Consider the following 16265-nt stretch of genomic DNA (forward strand, 5'->3'; position numbering starts at 1 on the left):
CCTCGGCGTCTCAGGCGGGGACGGTACGGCGCACGGCGTCGGCCACGACCGGGGCCAGGCTCACCCCGCCGGTGTGCGCGGCGCGCTGGAGGTCGGCCCCGGTGCCCCGGGCGAGCAGCAGCTCCGTGCCGCGCACCGCCCGGTCGAGGTCGCCCGTGGCCCGCAGCGCCGGGGTGACATGGTCGACCAGGGCCTCCAGCACGGCTGCGGCCGGGGCCGGGCGCCAGGTCAGCGGGTGCAGCAGCTCGCCGCCGAGACCGAAACGGCTGGCCCGCCAGGCCGCGAGGCGCAGCACGACGGTCGGCACCGGGTCGGCCTCACGGCCGGCCCGCCAGGCCCGCGCCTCCGTCTCCACCAGGGCGCGCACGAGCACGGCGAGGAGCAGGGCGTCCTCGGGGTGCTGGCACACGTCGCCGACCCGCACCTCCACCGTCGGGTAGCTGCGGGACAGCCGGGCGTCGAAGTAGACCATGTGGTCGTCGACGAGCACCTCGCTCGCCAGCATCGCCCGCGTGGTCTCCTCGTGGGCGTCGACGTCGCCGTACAGCTCGGCGGGCCCGCTCATCGGCCAGCGTGACCACAGCTGGTGGCGCCAGCTTGCGTACCCCGTGTCCTGGCCCTGCCAGAACGGCGAGTTGGCGCTGAGCGCGAGGAGCGGCGCGAGCCAGGGCCGGATCCGGTCCAGGACCCCGACGCCCTCCTCGGCCGAGGCGAGGTGCACGTGGACGTGGCAGGCGCAGGTCAGTTTGTCGTCGATGAGACGGGCGTAGCGGTCCTGGATGAGCCGGTAGCGGTCGCTGGGGGTGAGGAGCGGGTCGTAGCGCATGGGCGCGGTCGCGAGCGCCGCGACCGCGACCCCCGCCTCCTTGGCCGCGGCCGCGGCGGCGGACCTGGCCTGGCGCAGCTGTTCGGCGAGCTCGTCCGCCGTGACGCACGGCCGGGTGCCGATCTCCAGCATCTCGCGGAACAATTCGGGCTTCACCGGCTCGCCCCGGTCCGCCTTCGGCCGCACGTCGGCGTGCCAGGCGGCGATCTCGGTGACGGTGCCGGCGAGCGGCTGCGGAAGCCCGCTCCCGGGATCGACCAGGAGCAGCTCCTCCTCCACCCCGAGCGTGCGTGGTCCCGGCCCGCGGTGGTAGTCCCACGGCTGCTGATCCCGCATGGAGTGCTCTCCTTCACGGTCGGACGAGGTGCGCTGGCGGCCGTTCGAACAGAGCTCTCCCGAAGCTTGTCCACGGAGGCACCGCCTCCCACCCGTCCCGGGACGGATGGCGTGAAATCGATACCGGAGCACCGGAAAGGCCCCGGGAAGAGGACGTCGAACGTCCTCTTCCCGGGGCCGGGGCGAGCGGGCCGTCACCCGGTTGTGCGCGGCCTCACCGGGTGCGTGGGGCGGGCGGCGGCGGGCGGGTGGGCGCGGCCGGTCGGTCTACGACTCGCCGCGGCGGCGGGTGAGGAGGAGGCTGCCCGCGCCGAAGACGGCGAGTGCTCCGGCGCCCGCGAGGGCGAGGGGGAGCGGGGACGCGGGCGTCTCGGCGATGTCGGCGGAGAGCGCCGGGGGCCGCTCGTCGCCGCCGTGGCCCGCGTGGCTGACCGTGGAGAGCGGTGCGCCCGCGGTGAGTTCGGCCTCGGTGGGTGCCTCGGCCGCGGCCGAGGCCGCCGTACCGCCGAAGGTGACGTCCGAGCAGCTGTAGAAGGCCTCGGGGCTGTCGTTGCGCTGCCAGACCATGTAGACGATGTGGCGGCCGGTGCGGTTCGGGAGGGTGCCGTTGAAGGTGTAGTAGCCGTCGGTCGAGGTGCGGGTGGTGGTGTGGACGGCGACGGGGGTGGTGTCGAGGTCGGACCACTTCAGCGGCTGGGTGGGGTCGAAGCCCGGCCTGGTGATGTACATCGTCATGGTGCCCGAGTGCGGGGCGGTGACCCGGATCCGGAAGCCGAAGGTGCCGGCGGCGACCGCCGTGGCCGGCCAGTCGGTGCGGGCCCAGTCGAGCGCGCGGTACTTCTCGCGGTTGGCCGAGCAGAGCTTTCCGTCGGGGATCACCGTCTGGTGCCTGCCGTCGGCGTTGGCGATGTTGACCTCGTTCCAGTCGTAGAGCGGCTGGGTGCCCGAGTCGGCGACGAGGTCCTTGCACACCTGCGAGTCGGGGGACTCCGGTCCCTCCGCGTAGCAGGCCGCGATCCGGCTGACCGGGTCGAACACGGCGCCGTGGGCCTGCGCGGCGGTCGGGGTGAGGGCGGTCAGCGCCGCCGCCGCGGAGAGCGCGGCGACGAGGGCGGGGGTGCGGCGGTAAGGCGGCATGCGGGGGCTCTCTCTCGTGCGTGGGGGAGTACGGGTGAGCAACACACTGCGGACGTACGGGAGTTGCCGGCCGTACGCCGCCCCGAGGGTCGCATTGGTCCATACCAATGGGCAAGGGGTGTGACGAAGAAGGCGGGCCCCCGGGTGTGCCGCTCACCCGAGGGCCCGCCGCCCCACGCACGCGTCGCTCGCGCGCCCGTCAGCCGTTGGCCAGGGCCTGCACCCGCGAGTAGTCCCCGTTGAAGTGGTTGTGGTCGCCGACCGTCGGGCCGGACGAGGTGTACTGCCACATCGTGTAGTAGCCCCAGCCGGCCGGCAGCGTGCCGACCTCGGAGGCGTACCGGGCGATCCACAGCGGGTTGGCGCCGGCGAAGCCGCCGTAGTTGCCCGTGCACTGGGTCCACCAGCTCGTCGCCGTGTAGATCACCGGGTCGCGGCCGGTCCGCGCCTTGTAGCGGTCCACGAAGTCCCGGATCCAGGCGACCATCCCGGACTGCGTCTTGCCGTAGCAGGTCGCGCCGTACGGGTTCCACTCGATGTCCAGCGCACCCGGGAGCGTCCGGCCGTCCCTCGACCAGCCGCCGCCGTTGTTCACGAAGTAGTCCGCCTGCGCCGCGCCCGTCGTCGTGTCGGGGGTCGCGAAGTGGTACGTGCCGCGGATCATGCCCACGTTGTACGAGCCGTTGTACTGCTGCGTGAAGTAGGTGTTCTTGTAGTACGTGCCTTCCGTCGCCTTGACGTAGGCCCACTTCACCCCGCTGTTCCACAGCGTCTGCCAGGCCACGTTCCCGTTGTGGCTGGAGACGTCCACGCCCTCGGTCTGGACGGCCTGCGCGGAGACGCCGCCGGGCGCGCCGCCCTGGCCGTCGTGCGCGATCACGCCCATGCCCATGTAGGCGGAGCCGCGGGCCGGCGCCTGCCGGGCGCCGGGGTCCTGGGCGGCGTCGGCGGTCCCGGAGAGGGGCAGCGGGAGGAGGAGGGCCAGGGCCGCGAGGGCGGCGCCGGCGAGGGTCGTTCCGGATCTGTGCACACGCATTGCGTGCCTCCGAAAGGCTCGGTGGGGGGAGCGAGGTCGACATGTCTATGGTGTGGACATGTCAGGCGGGGTCGCCGTGGACGACGCTACGCACGTAGACCCGCCGGCGGAAGGGGGCCAGGGGGCTGCCGTTGGTCTACGCCTGCGAAATACTGAAAGAGCTGCGGCGATGGCCCGCGGCGCAAGAAACTTTCAGCGAGCGGAAAGCGTGCGAGGGGTGCTGACGTGCACGTAAGCGGTACGGGGAGTGAATCCGGACCCGAGGGCGGGAGTGGTGTGGACCAGGAGTTCCTCGCCCTGGAGCGCGAACTGGCGGTCTTCCTGCGCCGCGCCCGCTCCCAGTCCGGCGAGATGGCCCGCGAGGTCCACCCCGAACTGGAGCCCGCCGCCTACGGACTCTTCGTGCGCCTCGACGACGCCGGACCCCAGCGCGCCACCGACCTCGCCGGCTATTTCGGCGTCGGCAAGGCCACGATGAGCCGCCAGCTGCGCGCCCTGGAGGAGCTCGGCCTGGTCGCCCGCGACCCCGACCCCGCCGACGGCCGCGCCTCGCTCGTCCGTCTCACCGAGGAGGGCCAGGGCCGCTTCCGGCACGTGCGGGACGCCCGCCGCGAGCGGTACGTGCGCAAGCTCGCCGACTGGGACCGCGCGGAGGTCGCGGAACTGGCCCGGCTGCTGCACCACTTCAACGTGCGGTCGGCGGAGGGCTGACCGGCCGCAGCTCCGCGTACACCGCCGTCGCGTCGTCGTGGAGCTTCCGGCGGCGGGTGCCGCCCGCCCCGGCGGCCGCCGTCTCCAGGGCCCGCACCCGGCGGAGCAGGCCGCTCGGGCCCTCCGCGTCGAGGACGTCGAAGAGGTCCGCCCAGTCGCCCTCGCCGAACAGCTGGACCCAGCGCGTCGCCCCGTCGCTGAGGGCGGCGAGGGCCCGGACCCGCGCCCGGGGGCTCGTGCCCGACACCGCGCGGGCCGCCACGGACGGGTCGGCGGCCGCCGTGAAGAAGCCGCCCTCCCGGTTGCGCAGCCGGTCCGTCGCCTCCAGGGAGCGCAGGATCACGTCCGGGACGTGGTCGAGCCGGTCGTCGAGCACGGCCCGCACCGCGCCGTCGGGGGACCGCAGGAGCACGGCCGCGTCCGACAGGACGAGGTGCTCCACCACCTCCGCGTCCCAGCGGGCCAGGGCCACCGTCGCCTGCGGAGTACGGACGTGAGAAAGGTCACAGGTGTCCCGGTGGGTGTCCGCGGTGCGCCGGATTGCCAGCGACAGGATCTCGGGCAGCGTCAGATCGCGTCGCGAAGCGGACAGTTCCGTCAAAGCGCCGCCGAGCCGCGCGGTGAACCAGGGCACCCCGTGCACGCAGCCGTCCTCGCCCGCCGGAGGCGTCACCCCGTCGAGGACCACCGCCACGCCCCCCGTCCCCGCGGCGGGCAGAGCGGCGGCCGCCCAGTCCTCATTGGGGCGTTCGGGACTGCCGGGGAGGGTCGCCGCTTCCGTACGCATGATCCACAGTCTGCCCCGTGTGCGCCCGGTCTGCATCGCTCCTTCACAACGCCTCCAAACGGCCGAATCTGGCCTATACCAAGGTGGCGTGGGGGTGCGCGAGCCCGGAGCCGCGGGCTCCGGGAAGCTGCGGGCGGGCATCCTGCCAAAGCCCGCGCGGAAGATCCAACCGGGGGTAGGCCCGGCGCCCCGGACGCCCCCGCGCGAAGTTGTTCGCCAACTCATGAGTGTTGTTCACTCGTTCGGGTGGCGGAGCGGCCGTTGCGAGTCCCCCGACCAGAACCGCTGAAATGGTCGGAAGACACACCAGGGGTGGGGGCTCTTACATGTGACCGGTCGTCACCTCTGCTTCATGGGCGGACGAGTCAAGGATGCGAGCACCGGTGCAGAAGAAGCGGCCTCGGAGCAACAACGGCACGCGGAGCCAGACCCCCGGTGACCCGCAGAGCCCCGGCCTGCCCGCCGAGCCCCCGGCCGGCCGTACGAAGCGGGTCCGCAGCCGGCTCGTCGCCGGCGTCGCCCTCGTCGGCATCACCGTGCTCGCCGCCGGAGCCCCCGCCGTCCTCACCGCGTCCGGCGACCTCGACGACACCGTCGAACTCGTCGCCCTCGCCGAGCTCGACCGCCAGGCCGTCACCCTCGCCCACTCGCTCTCCGACGAGCGCGACGAGGTCGTCGCCTACGTCGCCGCGGGCCGCGACGAGCAGTCCGGAGACGGCGCCGACAGCGGCCCCCAGCGCCGGATCACCGCGGCCAGGTCCGCCCGCGTCGACCGCCAGATCGACGAGATCCACGAGGCCGCCCCCGCCGACCTGCGCCGCGACCTCGCCGCCCTGCCCTCCATCCGCCGCGCCGCCCTCACCGGCAAGGGCGGCGCCCTGGAGGCCCACCGGGCCTACACCGACGTCATCGCCAAGCTCCAGGCCCTCGCCGACCAGCTCGCCGAGAACACCCCGGCCCGCGCCGCCGAGGCCGTCCGTGCCCCTGCCGCCCTCGGCCGGGCCAGCGAACAGGCCTCCGCCGAGCGCGGCCTGCTCCTGGCGGCCCTCGCCGTCCCCCGGCCCGAGTCCGGCGGCACCCGCCGCTACGACCCGTCCACCGGCTCCTACGTCACCGACCGGCCCGAGGGCGCCGCCGAGGCCGACCGGACCCGCAACGCCCTCTCCGCCGCCGCCCAGCAGGCCCGGGTCCGCGAACTCGCCGCCCTCGCCGACTTCGACCAGGCCGCCCCCACCGCCGCCCGCGACTCCCTGGCCGCCGGCGTCACCGGACCCGACGTCAAGAACGCCGAGCGCTACCTCGCCCGGCTCACCGACCGTCCCGAACTCTCCGAGTCCGAACTCGACACCGACCCGGTCCGCCTGGAGGCCGCGCTCTCCGCGCGCATCGAGCAGATGCGCGGCGTCGAGTCCGCGTTCGCCACCCAGCGCGCCGAACGCTTCGCCCAGCTCCGCGACGACGACGTCACCGCCCTCGAACTGCGCATCGCCTTCCTCGGTGGCTGCCTGATCATCGCCATCGGCATCTCCACGTACGTCGCCCGCAGCCTCACCCGGCCGCTCGCCGTCCTGCGCATCGGCGCCGCCCGGCTCGCCGCGGCCCCCGAGCCGCAGCACGAGCAGCCCCTTCGCTTCACCGGGCGCAACGACGAGTTCGCCCAGGTCGTCCGGTCCCTCAACACCCTCCAGGGCAAGCTCGCCGGGCTCGCGGGCCGCGTGGAACAGCTCGACGGCGAAAGCGCCGACCTGGCTGGCGCCCGCGACACCCTCGCCGCCGAACTCGCGGCCCAGCGGGCCGAGCTCCAGGGCCACACCGCCCTGCTCACCGCCGAGCTCGAACGCCTCCGCGGCACCGTCCAGCACACCTTCGTCAACCTCTCGCTGCGCAGCCTCGGCCTGGTCGAGCGCCAGCTCGGCGTCATCGAGAAGCTGGAAGAGCGCGAGCAGGACCCGGACCGGCTCGCCACCCTCTTCAAGCTCGACCACATGGCGACCGTCATGCGCCGCCACAGCGAGAACCTGCTCGTCCTCGCGGGCCACGAGCACCACCACGGCCACCCCGGCCCGGTCCCGCTCGTCGACGTGCTGCGCGCCGCCGTCAGCGAGATCGAGCGCTACGAGCGGGTCAGCATCCAGTCGCTGCCGCCGCACGCGCAGGTCGCCGGCTTCGCCGCCGACGACCTCAGCCACCTGCTCGCCGAACTGCTGGAGAACGCCACCTCCTTCTCGCCGCCCGACACCCAGGTCCAGCTCTCCGGCTGGCTGCTGGAGTCCGGCGAGGTCATGCTCTCCGTCCAGGACGGCGGCATCGGCATCACCGCGTCCCGGCTGGCCGAGCTGAACGCGCGGCTGGCCGACCCCGAGATCACCGACACCGACGGCGAGGGCCTCGGCATCCGCGTGACGGCACTGCTGGCCTCCCGGCACGGCGTGCGGGTCGAGCTGCGCGAGCAGAAGCAGGGCGGCACCGCGGCCGTCGTGGTCCTCCCGCTCCCGCTCCTCCCCACCGCCCCGCCGGCCGCGGTCCCGCCGACCGTCGCCGTCTCCGGCACGGGCCCGGCCGCCGTGGTCAACCTCCCGGGCTCGGTCGCCGAGGCCAACTCCAACACGCTGCCCTCGCGGCACCGCGACCCGCTGGTCGAGGCGGCGGAGCGGGCGATCGCGGCGGCCGGGGCGGAGCCGGAGACGCGGACCCCGACGGACCAGGCGCCCACGGCCGACCCTGTGGCCGCCGAGGCCACGGCGGCCCCCGGCTTCCCGGGGGGCGCCGCCGAGTCGGGCGCCGCCGAGTCCGTGTACGAGCCCGACGCGGGCGCTGCCGAGCCGGCGTACGGGACCGAGGCCCGCGCTGCCGAGCCGGCGTACGGGCCCGAGGCCGGGCTCCCGGTGCGTCCCGAGGCCGCGTACGCACCCCCGACCGAGGGGCCCGAGGCCGGGGCGTACGCCTCCGACTCCGTGGCCGCCTTCGGCGCGGGGCCCGCGTCCCCGGAAGCCTCCGGGCCCGACGCCGCCGAACCCGCGCCCGCCCCCGGCGAGTCCGTCTCCGAGACGACCCTCCAGGTCCGCCTGCCCGACCCGCCGCCCGAGCCGGACGCGCACGAGCGCGCCGCGGAGCAGCCCTCGGACGGGCACCAGGCACCGGCCACGCCCGAGCCCCTGGCCCGGCGCCGGCCGCCGGCCGTGGCCACCGCGCCCGACGCACCGACCGACCCCGCACCCGAGCCGGAGCCCGGCCCCGGGACGACCACGGGCGCCCCCGAGCCCGAGGCCGATCCCGCGGGTCCGCGCCCGGGCCAGTGGGAGCGGGTCACCGACAAGGGGCTGCCCAAGCGCACGCCGCGGATAGTGCGTCAGGCCGGTGCCCCCGCCGCGCCGGCACGCCGCGGTGGCGTGGACGCCGAGGCGTTGCGTCGGCGGCTCGGCGGTTTCCAGCGGGGAGCCGAGGACGGCCGCCGTGACGTGGCCGCCGAGATCCACGCCGCACAGACAGCACGGCCCGATGAGAACACGGAGAAGACGGGGGACACAGTCGAGGAGGCACGCAGTTGACTGCGACCGGAACATTCGGACTGAGCAGCGAGGCCCGCAACCTGCAATGGCTGCTGGGCAACCTCGTCGAGGAGGTGCCGGGCGTCCGCTCCGTCGCGGTCGTCTCCTCCGACGGACTGCTCCTGCTCTCGTCGGACCCGGAGGTGCAGGCGCAGGCCGCCGCACCCGACGCGGATCGGACCGCCGGGCCGCGCGGCTCCAGCGCCGACCTCGCCACCATCGTCTCGGGCATCGGCAGCCTCACCGTGGGCGCCGCCCGGCTGATGGACGGCGGCGGGGTCAAGCAGACGATGGTCGCGATGGAGGACGGCAGCGTCTTCGTCATGTCGATCAGCGACGGCTCGCTGCTCGGCGTGCACGCCGCACCGGACTGCGACATGAGCGTCATCGCGTACCACATGGCGCTCTTCGTCGGCCGGGCCGGACACGTCCTGACGCCCGAACTCCGCAGCGAGCTGGCCAAGTCCGCCCATGCCGTGGAGACCGACCGGTGACCGCCGCCGCGCACGCCCACCGGCTGCCGATACGCGGGGAGGGGCGCCGCCCCTCCCGGGTCCGTCCCTACTCGCTCACCGGCGGCCGCACCCGCTTCGGCCACATCCTCCTCGTGGAGACCTTCGTGGCCGCGCTCGAGGCGGCGCCCGAGCGCAAGGTCCTCACCGACGGAGGGCCGGCCGCGCGCGGGCTGATGCCGGAGATGCGGGCCATCGTCGAGGTCTGCCGCCGCATGCGGACGGTCGCGGAGATCTCGGCGCTCCTGAAGATGCCGTTGGGAGTCGTCCGGGTGCTCCTCAGCGACCTGGCCGACCAGGGAAAGATCCGTGTGTACGGGACCGGTCACGGTACCGGCCAGCCCGACCGCGCGCTCCTCGAAAGGGTGCTGAGTGGACTCCGCCGTCTCTGACGCCTCCGTCGTCACCGAACCCCCGGCCCTCGCCGGGATCCCCGCCCAGTCCACCGGCGAGCCCGAACCCGAAGAGGGCGCGCAGGACTGGCAGCTCGACCACACCCGCGCCCCGATAGCGACCAAGGTCGTCGTCGCGGGCGGTTTCGGCGTCGGCAAGACCACCTTCGTCCGCGCGGTCTCGGAGATCACCCCGCTCCAGACCGAGGCGCTGATGACGCAGGCGAGCGAGGAGACCGACGACCTCACCGCCACGCCGGACAAGCTGACCACGACCGTCGCGATGGACTTCGGGCGGATCACGCTCGACGACGACCTGGTGCTGTACGTCTTCGGCACGCCCGGGCAGCAGCGCTTCTGGTTCATGTGGGACGACCTGGTGCGCGGCGCTATCGGCGCGATCGTCCTGGCCGACACGCGCCGGCTCACCGACTGCTTCCCGGCGCTCGACTACTTCGAGAGCTGCGGGCTGCCGTACGTCGTGGCCGTCAACCACTTCGAAGGCACCGAGCGCTTCGAGGTCGAGGACGTCCGGGACGCCCTGACCGTCCCGCCGCACGTCCCGATCACGATCATGGACGCGCGCAAGCGGTACAGCGTGGTCGAGACGCTGCTCGCGATGGTCGAGCACGCCCTGGCCGCCACCCCCGAGTAGCCCCGGGCCCCGCGCAGCCCCCCGCGCAGACGCCCGGCCCCACCCCCCGCACCCCCTTCCCCAGCACTCCCCAGCACTCTCAAGGTCGCCCCATGCGGAAGATACTCATAGTCGGCGCCGGCCAGTCCGGTCTCCAGCTCGCCCTCGGACTGCAGTCGAAGGGCTACGAAGTCACCCTCATGTCCAACCGGACCGCGGACGAGATCCGCTCCGGGCGGGTCATGTCCACGCAGTGCATGTTCGACACCGCCCTCCAGCACGAGCGCGACCTGGGCATCAACTTCTGGGAGTCCCAGGCCCCGCGGATCGAGGGCCTCGGCGTCTCGGTGGCAGGCCCCGAGTCCCAGCGGGTCATCGACTGGGTCGGCAGGCTCGACGGATACGCGCAGTCCGTGGACCAGCGGGTGAAGATGGCCGGCTGGATGGAGACCTTCGCGCAGCGCGGCGGTCAGCTCGTCATCCACGGCGCGGCCGTCGGCGACCTGGACTACTTCGCGCGCGGCTACGACCTGGTGCTCGTGGCGGCCGGCAAGGGCGAGCTCGTGTCGATGTTCGGCCGGGACGCCGCCCGCTCCCCGTACAGCGAGCCGCAGCGCGCCCTCGCGGTCGCGTACGTGCACGGGCTCGGCCCCCGCCCCGAGCACCCCGACTTCGACGCGGTGCGCTGCAACCTGGTGCCGGGCGTCGGCGAGCTGTTCGTGATGCCGACCCTCACCACCTCCGGCCGCGCCGACATCCTCTTCTGGGAGGGCGTGCCCGGCGGTCCGCTGGACGTGTTCCAGGGCGTGAAGGACCCGGCCGACCACCTGGCCCTCACGCTGGAGCTGATGGAGAGGTTCACGCCCTGGGAGTACGCGCGGGCCACGAAGGTCGAACTGACCGACGCGGGCGGCACGCTGGCCGGCCGGTACGCCCCGACCGTGCGCAACCCGATCGGCCACCTGCCCGGCGGCGGCCTGGTCCTCGGCGTCGCGGACGTGGTCGTGGCCAACGACCCGATCACCGGCCAGGGCTCCAACTCGGCCGCCAAGTGCGCGGCCGCCTACCTCGCCTCGATCGTCGAGCACGGCGACCGCCCCTTCGACGAGGCCTGGATGCAGTCCACCTTCGACCGCTACTGGCAGACCGCCCAGCACGTCACCAAGTGGACCAACGCGATGCTCGGCGTCCCGCCGGAGCACGTCCTGAACCTGATCGGCGCCGCGGGCCAACTCCAGCCGGTCGCCGACCGCTTCGCGAACGGCTTCGACAACCCGGCGGACTTCGAGAACTTCTTCTTCGACCCGGAGAAGACGGCTGCCTACCTGGAGTCCGTCACCGGCGCCTGACGATCCCCGGACCGCCCCCGCCACCCGGTCTCCGGACCGCCCGGCCCCGGGGCCGTACGGCCGGTCTCCGAGCCCGCCCGACTGCTGCCGCCCGGTGCCACGCGCCGGGCGGCAGCGGCTTTCGGGCCGGCGCGGGGGACGCGGCCGTGGCGTTCCCGCTCGGGGCGGTGCCCGGTCCGGTCTCAGCCGCTCCCGCTCCCGGCCCGGCTTTCGGGGACGGTCCCGGGCTCGGGAGAGGTATCGGATGCGGCCCCGGCCCCTGCCGCCCCGACGCCGGCCCCGGCCCCGCTGTCGGCCGCGCTCCCCGTTCCTGTCCCCGTCCCCGTCCCGGTCGGAGGCTGATCGGAGCCGGAGAAGCCCTCGTCCGAGCCGTCCGTGGCTCCCGCCGGGAGTTCGGGCGGCGCGAACGTCTTCAGGGGCACGCCGTCGGGGTCGGGGCGGACGGCGCCCAGGACGGGGTTGGCGGCGAGGGGGGAGACCTTGACGCGGGCGCCGGGGCGGGGGGCGTGGATGACCAGGCCGTCGCCGAGGTAGAGCGCGACGTGGGTGGCGTCGGGGAAGTACACGACCAGGTCGCCGGGGCGCAGCTCGGTGAGCGGGACGCGGGGGAGCGTCTGCCACTGTTCCTGGCTCGTGCGGGGGAGTTCGCGGCCCGCCACCGCCCAGGACCGCTGGGTGAGGCCCGAGCAGTCGTACGTGTCGGGGCCTTCGGCGCCCCACTCGTAGGGCTTGCCGATCTGGAGTGCCGCGAAGCGCAGGGCCTCGGCGCCCTCCCGCGAGGGCGTGAGGGTGTCGTCGAGGGTGCCGGAGCCGAGGAGCTCGCTCTGGGCGCCGGCGGTCTGGGTGGTCTCCAGGGAGGTCAGGCGGGCGAGCTGGGCGGGGGAGAGGGAGGCGAGGAGCTTCTCGACCTCGTCGAGCCTGGTGCGTACCGCCGCCCGCTGCTTCTGCCGGGCGGCGAGGAGGGTCTGGCGGCGGGTCAGGGCCGTGCGGGAGGCCGTCGCGAGGGTCGCCGCCTTGCGCTCGGCGGCCTCCAGGCGGGAGATCAGGGCGACGCGTTCGCGGGCCGCCCGGGTCACCAGGTGGTTCTCGTCGAGCGCGCGCCGCGGGTCGGGGGCGAGCAGCAGGCTCAGGTAGGGGGAGAGCTCCGTGCGGCCCTGGTACTGCTGCCGGGCCAGTCGGCCGGCCTCGTCGCGTCCGCGGGCGAGCGCCTGGCGGGCGGCGGCCAGCGCGGTGTCGGTGCGGCGGGTGTCGGCGGTCTGCCTCTTCAGCGCCTCGTCGGCCCTGTTGTAGGCCTCGGCGGCCCGCTCGGTCTCCTGGTACAGGGTGCGCAGCCGGGTGAGCAGGCCGGCGACCGAGTTCTCGCCCCCGTCGACCGGCGCCGCCGCGGCCGTCCCGCTCAGGGCGGTCCCCGTCAGGGCCGTCGTGGCCGCCAGCACTCCCGCCAGGGCCCCCGTGCAGATCGTGCGCAGCAGTCGTCCCGGCACGTCACCACCTCCATCGGGATGATGACGTTCACGATGATGTGATCAGTGGATGAAATGGCGGGTGTCCGGACGGCTCACTCCTTCGGCGCAGCCGGCTTCTGCCACGGCCACCGGATCGCCCGGCGCTCCCGCCCCTCCGGCGCGTAGACGTACACCCAGCCCCGGTGCAGCCCGAGCCGCTTCGTGTAGCCGATCGGCTCGCGGTGGTACGCGTACACCGTCGCCGGGTGGCCCCCGTGGGCCGGGACCGGGACCTCGTACCACTTCGGCGGATGACCGGTCGGCCCGAGCAGGATGGGCAGCACCCGGCCGTCGAGGGGGCCGCCGCGGAAGGGGGTGTTCTCGCTCTTCACCCCACCAGTGTCCCCTCCCCGCGGCTCAGAGGAGGTGCGCGGCCTCGCTCACCACGGGGATGACGTTCCTGGCGAGCGTGCCGACCCGTCCCGTGGCGCGCTCCTGGGCCAGCAGCCGGGTCACCACCCCGCCGGTCTCCGCGTCGCTCGCCGCGGTCGCCGCGAGCAGCGCCACCAGATGGTCGACCAGCCAGTCCCGGAGGTTCTCGGCCCGCGGCCGCTTCCCCTCGTCGACCCAGATCAGCGAGGCCGCCTCCACGGCCGCGATCCAGGTCCTGACCATCATCCCGAGCCGCGGCCCGGGCCGTTCCGCACCCAGGTGGAAGAGGATCTGCTCGGCCGCGGCCCGCCGGACCTCGTCGACGATCGCCGTGGTCCGCGAGGTCTCGGCGACGCTGCCGCCGCGAAGGAGCGCGGCGAACCCGGCGTCGTGCTGGTCGACGAAGGCCAGATAGCGGTCCAGGACCCTGGCGAGCCGCTCGGTGGGCGGGCCCTCGGGCGGCTCGGCGAAGCAGTGTTCCAGGGCGTCCGCGGAGGAGCGCAGCGCCGCCTCGTACAGCTGCTGCTTCCCGCCCGGGAAGTAGCGGTAGACGAGCGGGCGCGAGACCCCCGCGGCCTCGGCGACGTCGTCGAGCGAGACGTCCTCCGGCGGCCGGTGCGCGAACAGCGTCTGGGCCGCGTCGAGCAGCTGGATCCGCCGCTCCTCGACGCTGAGCCGGCGGTACGCGGGCGAGGCGGCACTGGTCATGTCCCGCAGCGTAACCCCGCCGCCGGTCCCTCAGGCCAGCAATCCGGACGACTTCCAGAGCCTGCGGCCGGCGCCGCGCAGCACGCCGATGTCGTCCAGGAAGTCGGTCAGCCGCTTCGCCCCGGACTGCATCACCTCGCGCCGGTGGCCGCTCGCCCTGACCTGGGCGACGGCCTCGCGGCGGTCCAGGCCGACGTTCTCGTAGACGGCCGGGTTGACGAAGCAGGTCGAGAAGACCCGGGCCGCCTCGCCGCAGCTGAGCCGGGTGAACTCCTGCTCCCAGCGCGGCGCGGTGATCATCTGGCGGCGCAGCTCCTCGCGTGCGTAGCGCACATGGCGGGCCTCCTCGACGACGTGGATCCGGGTGACGCCGCGGACCAGCGGCTGGACGCGCTCGTCCGGGAAGGTCAGCCGCTGCATCCAGTCGAGGATCTCCTCGCCGAGCAGGGTCGCGGCGAAGGACCCGGGGGTGGTGGAGACGGTCTTCAGGACGCGGCCGAGGTTGTGGTAGATCCGCGGCACCGGGTACTCCGGCGCGCCGCCGCGCTTGATCAGCTTGGCGAACATCATCGAGTGCCGGCACTCGTCGGCGATCTCGGTGAGGGCGTAGCGCACGTGGTCGCTGGTCAGCGCCTTGTCGTAGATGTGCCGGACGAGCAGCTGCATGAGGATGATCTCGAACCAGATGCCGAGCGAGGCGAGCGAGGCGGCCTCGTGGCGCGAGAGGTCGACGCGCTGCTCCTCGGACATCCGCCGCCACAGCGGGGTGTCGTAGAGCGAGACCAGCTCCGGCGGCCAGAACCACTTGCCGTCCTCGAAGGGCGCGTCCCAGTCGAGCTCGGTCTCGGGGTCGAAGGAGTGCTTGAGGGAGGACTCCAGGAGGCGCCGGGCGACCTGCTCGCGGTCGCGGAGCGGGCCGAGGGCGTCCTTGAGGAGGGCGAAGTCGGGCTCGGTGAGACTGGCCATGGCGGGAGGCACCTCGCGCTGGGTCGTCGATGGGGTCGAGGGGCGCCGACGGACGTGCGGCAGCCTGGGAGGGTCAACGTCGCCTTCCCGAAGCCGAGTTGGCCGGCGCGTCGATTCTCCCGGCTTTATGAGACTCCCCGTCAGTAACGCCGTCAATCCCCCGCGCACGACTTGTTGACCCTGCGTCTACCAACGTGTGAGCCTGCTGGGAACCGTAGGAAGGAGCCGTCAGTGTCGACGCACGACCTCTACGCCCAGGCCCCACCGGAGCGCCTCTGGCAGGTGCCGGCGAGCGGCGCTGCCCGCTTCACCTGGGAATACGACGTGAACGCCACCGGACGTGACCGCCTCCTCGCCCTCTACCAGAAGGGCAAGGACAAGCAGTGGGACGGCGCCACCCGGATCGACTGGGACCTGGACGTCGACCCGTACGACCCCCTCGGCACCCCCGACGAGGCGCTGGCCCTCTACGGCAGCCGCCACTGGGCCAAGCTCACCGACAGGGACAAGGGCGAGCTGCGCCGGCAGTACACGTCCTGGCAGTTCAGCCAGTTCCTGCACGGCGAGCAGGGCGCGATGGTCTGCGCCGCCCGGATCGTCGAGTCCGTCCCCGACCTGGACGCCAAGTTCTACTCGGCCACCCAGACCATGGACGAGGCCCGGCACGCCGAGATCTACGGGCGCTTCCTGCACGAGAAGATCGGGCTGCTCTACCCGATCAACGACAACCTCCAGAGCCTGCTCGGCGACACCCTGCGCGACTCCCGCTGGGACATGCCCTACCTCGGCATGCAGGTCCTCATCGAGGGGCTCGCGCTCGCCGCCTTCGGCATGATCCGCGACACCACCGACAAGCCGCTGCCCAAGCAGATCCTGGCGTACGTGATGCAGGACGAGGCCCGGCACGTGGCCTTCGGACGCATGGCGCTGCGCGACTACTACCGGCAGCTCACCGACGCCGAACTGCGCGAACGCGAGGAGTTCGTCATCGAGGGCTGCTACCTCATGCGCGACCGGCTGCGCGGGGTCGAGGTCCTGGAGAACTTCGGCATCCCGAAGAAGGAGGCGGAGGAACTCAGCGAGCAGAGCGAGTTCCTGCACCTGTTCCGCAGGCTGCTCTTCAGCCGGATCGTGCCCTGCGTCAAGGACATCGGCCTGTGGGGCGAACGCCTCCAGAAGGCCTACCTCGACATGGGCGTCTTCGACCTCGGCGACTCCAACCTCGACCTCCTCATGACCCAGGACGAGGAGATCGCCGAGGCCCTCGACCGCGAACGCTTCGCCGCCGAGGAGGCGGCGCGGGTCGCGGAGGTGGCGCGGGCGATCGCGGAGGGCGGGGCGGGGGCTTAGGGCGGCGGAACGGGGGAGCGCCCGGGACGGGGCCGGGGGGCTCCCGGGACGGCGCAGGGGCGAGCCCCCGCCGCGGGAAAGGGGTGAGCCCCCGGC

Annotated in this window: 15 protein-coding genes; 7 read left to right on the forward strand and 8 right to left on the reverse strand. The window is 73.7% G+C overall.

What is annotated here, in order from left to right; genetic code table 11:
* Positions 1 to 10: 10 nt before the first annotated feature.
* The 3 genes from ACGF1Z_RS23835 to ACGF1Z_RS23845 form a co-directional block, all read right to left on the reverse strand.
* Positions 11 to 1162: a glutamate--cysteine ligase gene (locus ACGF1Z_RS23835; RefSeq protein ID WP_393007143.1), complete on the reverse strand. Its 1152-nt coding sequence runs from the start codon at positions 1160 to 1162 to the stop codon at positions 11 to 13.
* Between the two features lie 267 nt (positions 1163 to 1429).
* Positions 1430 to 2299, reverse strand: a complete 870-nt coding sequence (locus tag ACGF1Z_RS23840; protein ID WP_393007145.1) for a lytic polysaccharide monooxygenase — start codon at positions 2297 to 2299, stop codon at positions 1430 to 1432.
* A 199-nt stretch (positions 2300 to 2498) separates the two neighbouring features.
* Positions 2499 to 3335, reverse strand: a complete 837-nt coding sequence (locus tag ACGF1Z_RS23845; RefSeq protein WP_393007147.1) for a lysozyme — start codon at positions 3333 to 3335, stop codon at positions 2499 to 2501.
* Between the two features lie 225 nt (positions 3336 to 3560).
* Between ACGF1Z_RS23845 and ACGF1Z_RS23850 the strand changes: the two genes are divergently transcribed.
* The gene (locus tag ACGF1Z_RS23850) at positions 3561 to 4046 is read left to right on the forward strand and encodes a MarR family winged helix-turn-helix transcriptional regulator (protein WP_393007149.1); all 486 of its coding nucleotides are present in this window, start codon (positions 3561 to 3563) and stop codon (positions 4044 to 4046) included.
* Here the strand turns inward: ACGF1Z_RS23850 and ACGF1Z_RS23855 are convergent.
* A complete protein-coding gene (locus ACGF1Z_RS23855; RefSeq protein ID WP_393007151.1) occupies positions 4021 to 4833 on the reverse strand; it encodes a hypothetical protein in 813 nt (270 codons plus the stop codon). The genes ACGF1Z_RS23850 and ACGF1Z_RS23855 overlap by 26 nt on opposite strands.
* A 383-nt stretch (positions 4834 to 5216) precedes the next feature.
* Here ACGF1Z_RS23855 and ACGF1Z_RS23860 point away from each other — a divergent pair, with 383 nt between their 5' ends.
* The 5 genes from ACGF1Z_RS23860 to ACGF1Z_RS23880 all read left to right on the forward strand — a co-directional run bounded on the left by ACGF1Z_RS23860 (position 5217) and on the right by ACGF1Z_RS23880 (position 11268).
* On the forward strand, positions 5217 to 8381 hold the full coding sequence (locus ACGF1Z_RS23860; protein ID WP_393007153.1) for a nitrate- and nitrite sensing domain-containing protein: 3165 nt from the start codon (positions 5217 to 5219) through the stop codon (positions 8379 to 8381).
* On the forward strand, positions 8378 to 8875 hold the full coding sequence (locus ACGF1Z_RS23865; protein ID WP_393007155.1) for a roadblock/LC7 domain-containing protein: 498 nt from the start codon (positions 8378 to 8380) through the stop codon (positions 8873 to 8875). Before ACGF1Z_RS23860 ends, ACGF1Z_RS23865 begins: the two co-directional genes overlap by 4 nt.
* Positions 8872 to 9285, forward strand: coding sequence for a DUF742 domain-containing protein (locus ACGF1Z_RS23870; RefSeq protein ID WP_376632370.1), 414 nt, complete (start codon positions 8872 to 8874; stop codon positions 9283 to 9285). Before ACGF1Z_RS23865 ends, ACGF1Z_RS23870 begins: the two co-directional genes overlap by 4 nt.
* Positions 9266 to 9940 (forward strand): ATP/GTP-binding protein, encoded by a 675-nt coding sequence (locus ACGF1Z_RS23875; RefSeq protein WP_393007157.1) that lies wholly within the window; start codon positions 9266 to 9268, stop codon positions 9938 to 9940. Before ACGF1Z_RS23870 ends, ACGF1Z_RS23875 begins: the two co-directional genes overlap by 20 nt.
* Positions 9941 to 10032: 92 nt before the next feature.
* The gene (locus ACGF1Z_RS23880; protein ID WP_393007159.1) at positions 10033 to 11268 is read left to right on the forward strand and encodes a styrene monooxygenase/indole monooxygenase family protein; all 1236 of its coding nucleotides are present in this window, start codon (positions 10033 to 10035) and stop codon (positions 11266 to 11268) included.
* A 182-nt stretch (positions 11269 to 11450) separates the two neighbouring features.
* On the opposite strand, the gene ACGF1Z_RS23885 is transcribed toward ACGF1Z_RS23880, so the two are convergent.
* From ACGF1Z_RS23885 to ACGF1Z_RS23900, 4 genes are all read right to left on the reverse strand, one after another.
* Positions 11451 to 12752 carry an NlpC/P60 family protein gene (locus tag ACGF1Z_RS23885; RefSeq protein WP_393007161.1) on the reverse strand — a complete coding sequence of 434 codons (1302 nt, stop codon included), beginning with the start codon at positions 12750 to 12752 and terminating at the stop codon, positions 11451 to 11453.
* Between the two features lie 74 nt (positions 12753 to 12826).
* Entirely contained in the window at positions 12827 to 13105 is a 279-nt protein-coding gene (locus ACGF1Z_RS23890; RefSeq protein ID WP_393007163.1) for a hypothetical protein, read from the reverse strand.
* A 25-nt stretch (positions 13106 to 13130) separates the two neighbouring features.
* The gene (locus tag ACGF1Z_RS23895) at positions 13131 to 13853 is read right to left on the reverse strand and encodes a TetR/AcrR family transcriptional regulator (protein WP_393007165.1); all 723 of its coding nucleotides are present in this window, start codon (positions 13851 to 13853) and stop codon (positions 13131 to 13133) included.
* A gap of 30 nt (positions 13854 to 13883) precedes the next feature.
* A complete protein-coding gene (locus tag ACGF1Z_RS23900; protein ID WP_393007167.1) occupies positions 13884 to 14819 on the reverse strand; it encodes a diiron oxygenase in 936 nt (311 codons plus the stop codon).
* A gap of 231 nt (positions 14820 to 15050) precedes the next feature.
* Between ACGF1Z_RS23900 and ACGF1Z_RS23905 the strand changes: the two genes are divergently transcribed.
* Positions 15051 to 16169 (forward strand): ferritin-like domain-containing protein, encoded by a 1119-nt coding sequence (locus ACGF1Z_RS23905; RefSeq protein WP_393007169.1) that lies wholly within the window; start codon positions 15051 to 15053, stop codon positions 16167 to 16169.
* The last annotated feature ends 96 nt before the right edge of the window (positions 16170 to 16265 follow it).

Origin of the sequence: Streptomyces sp. NPDC048018, from assembly GCF_043202995.1 — a bacterium.
Lineage (GTDB): Bacteria > Actinomycetota > Actinomycetes > Streptomycetales > Streptomycetaceae > Streptomyces.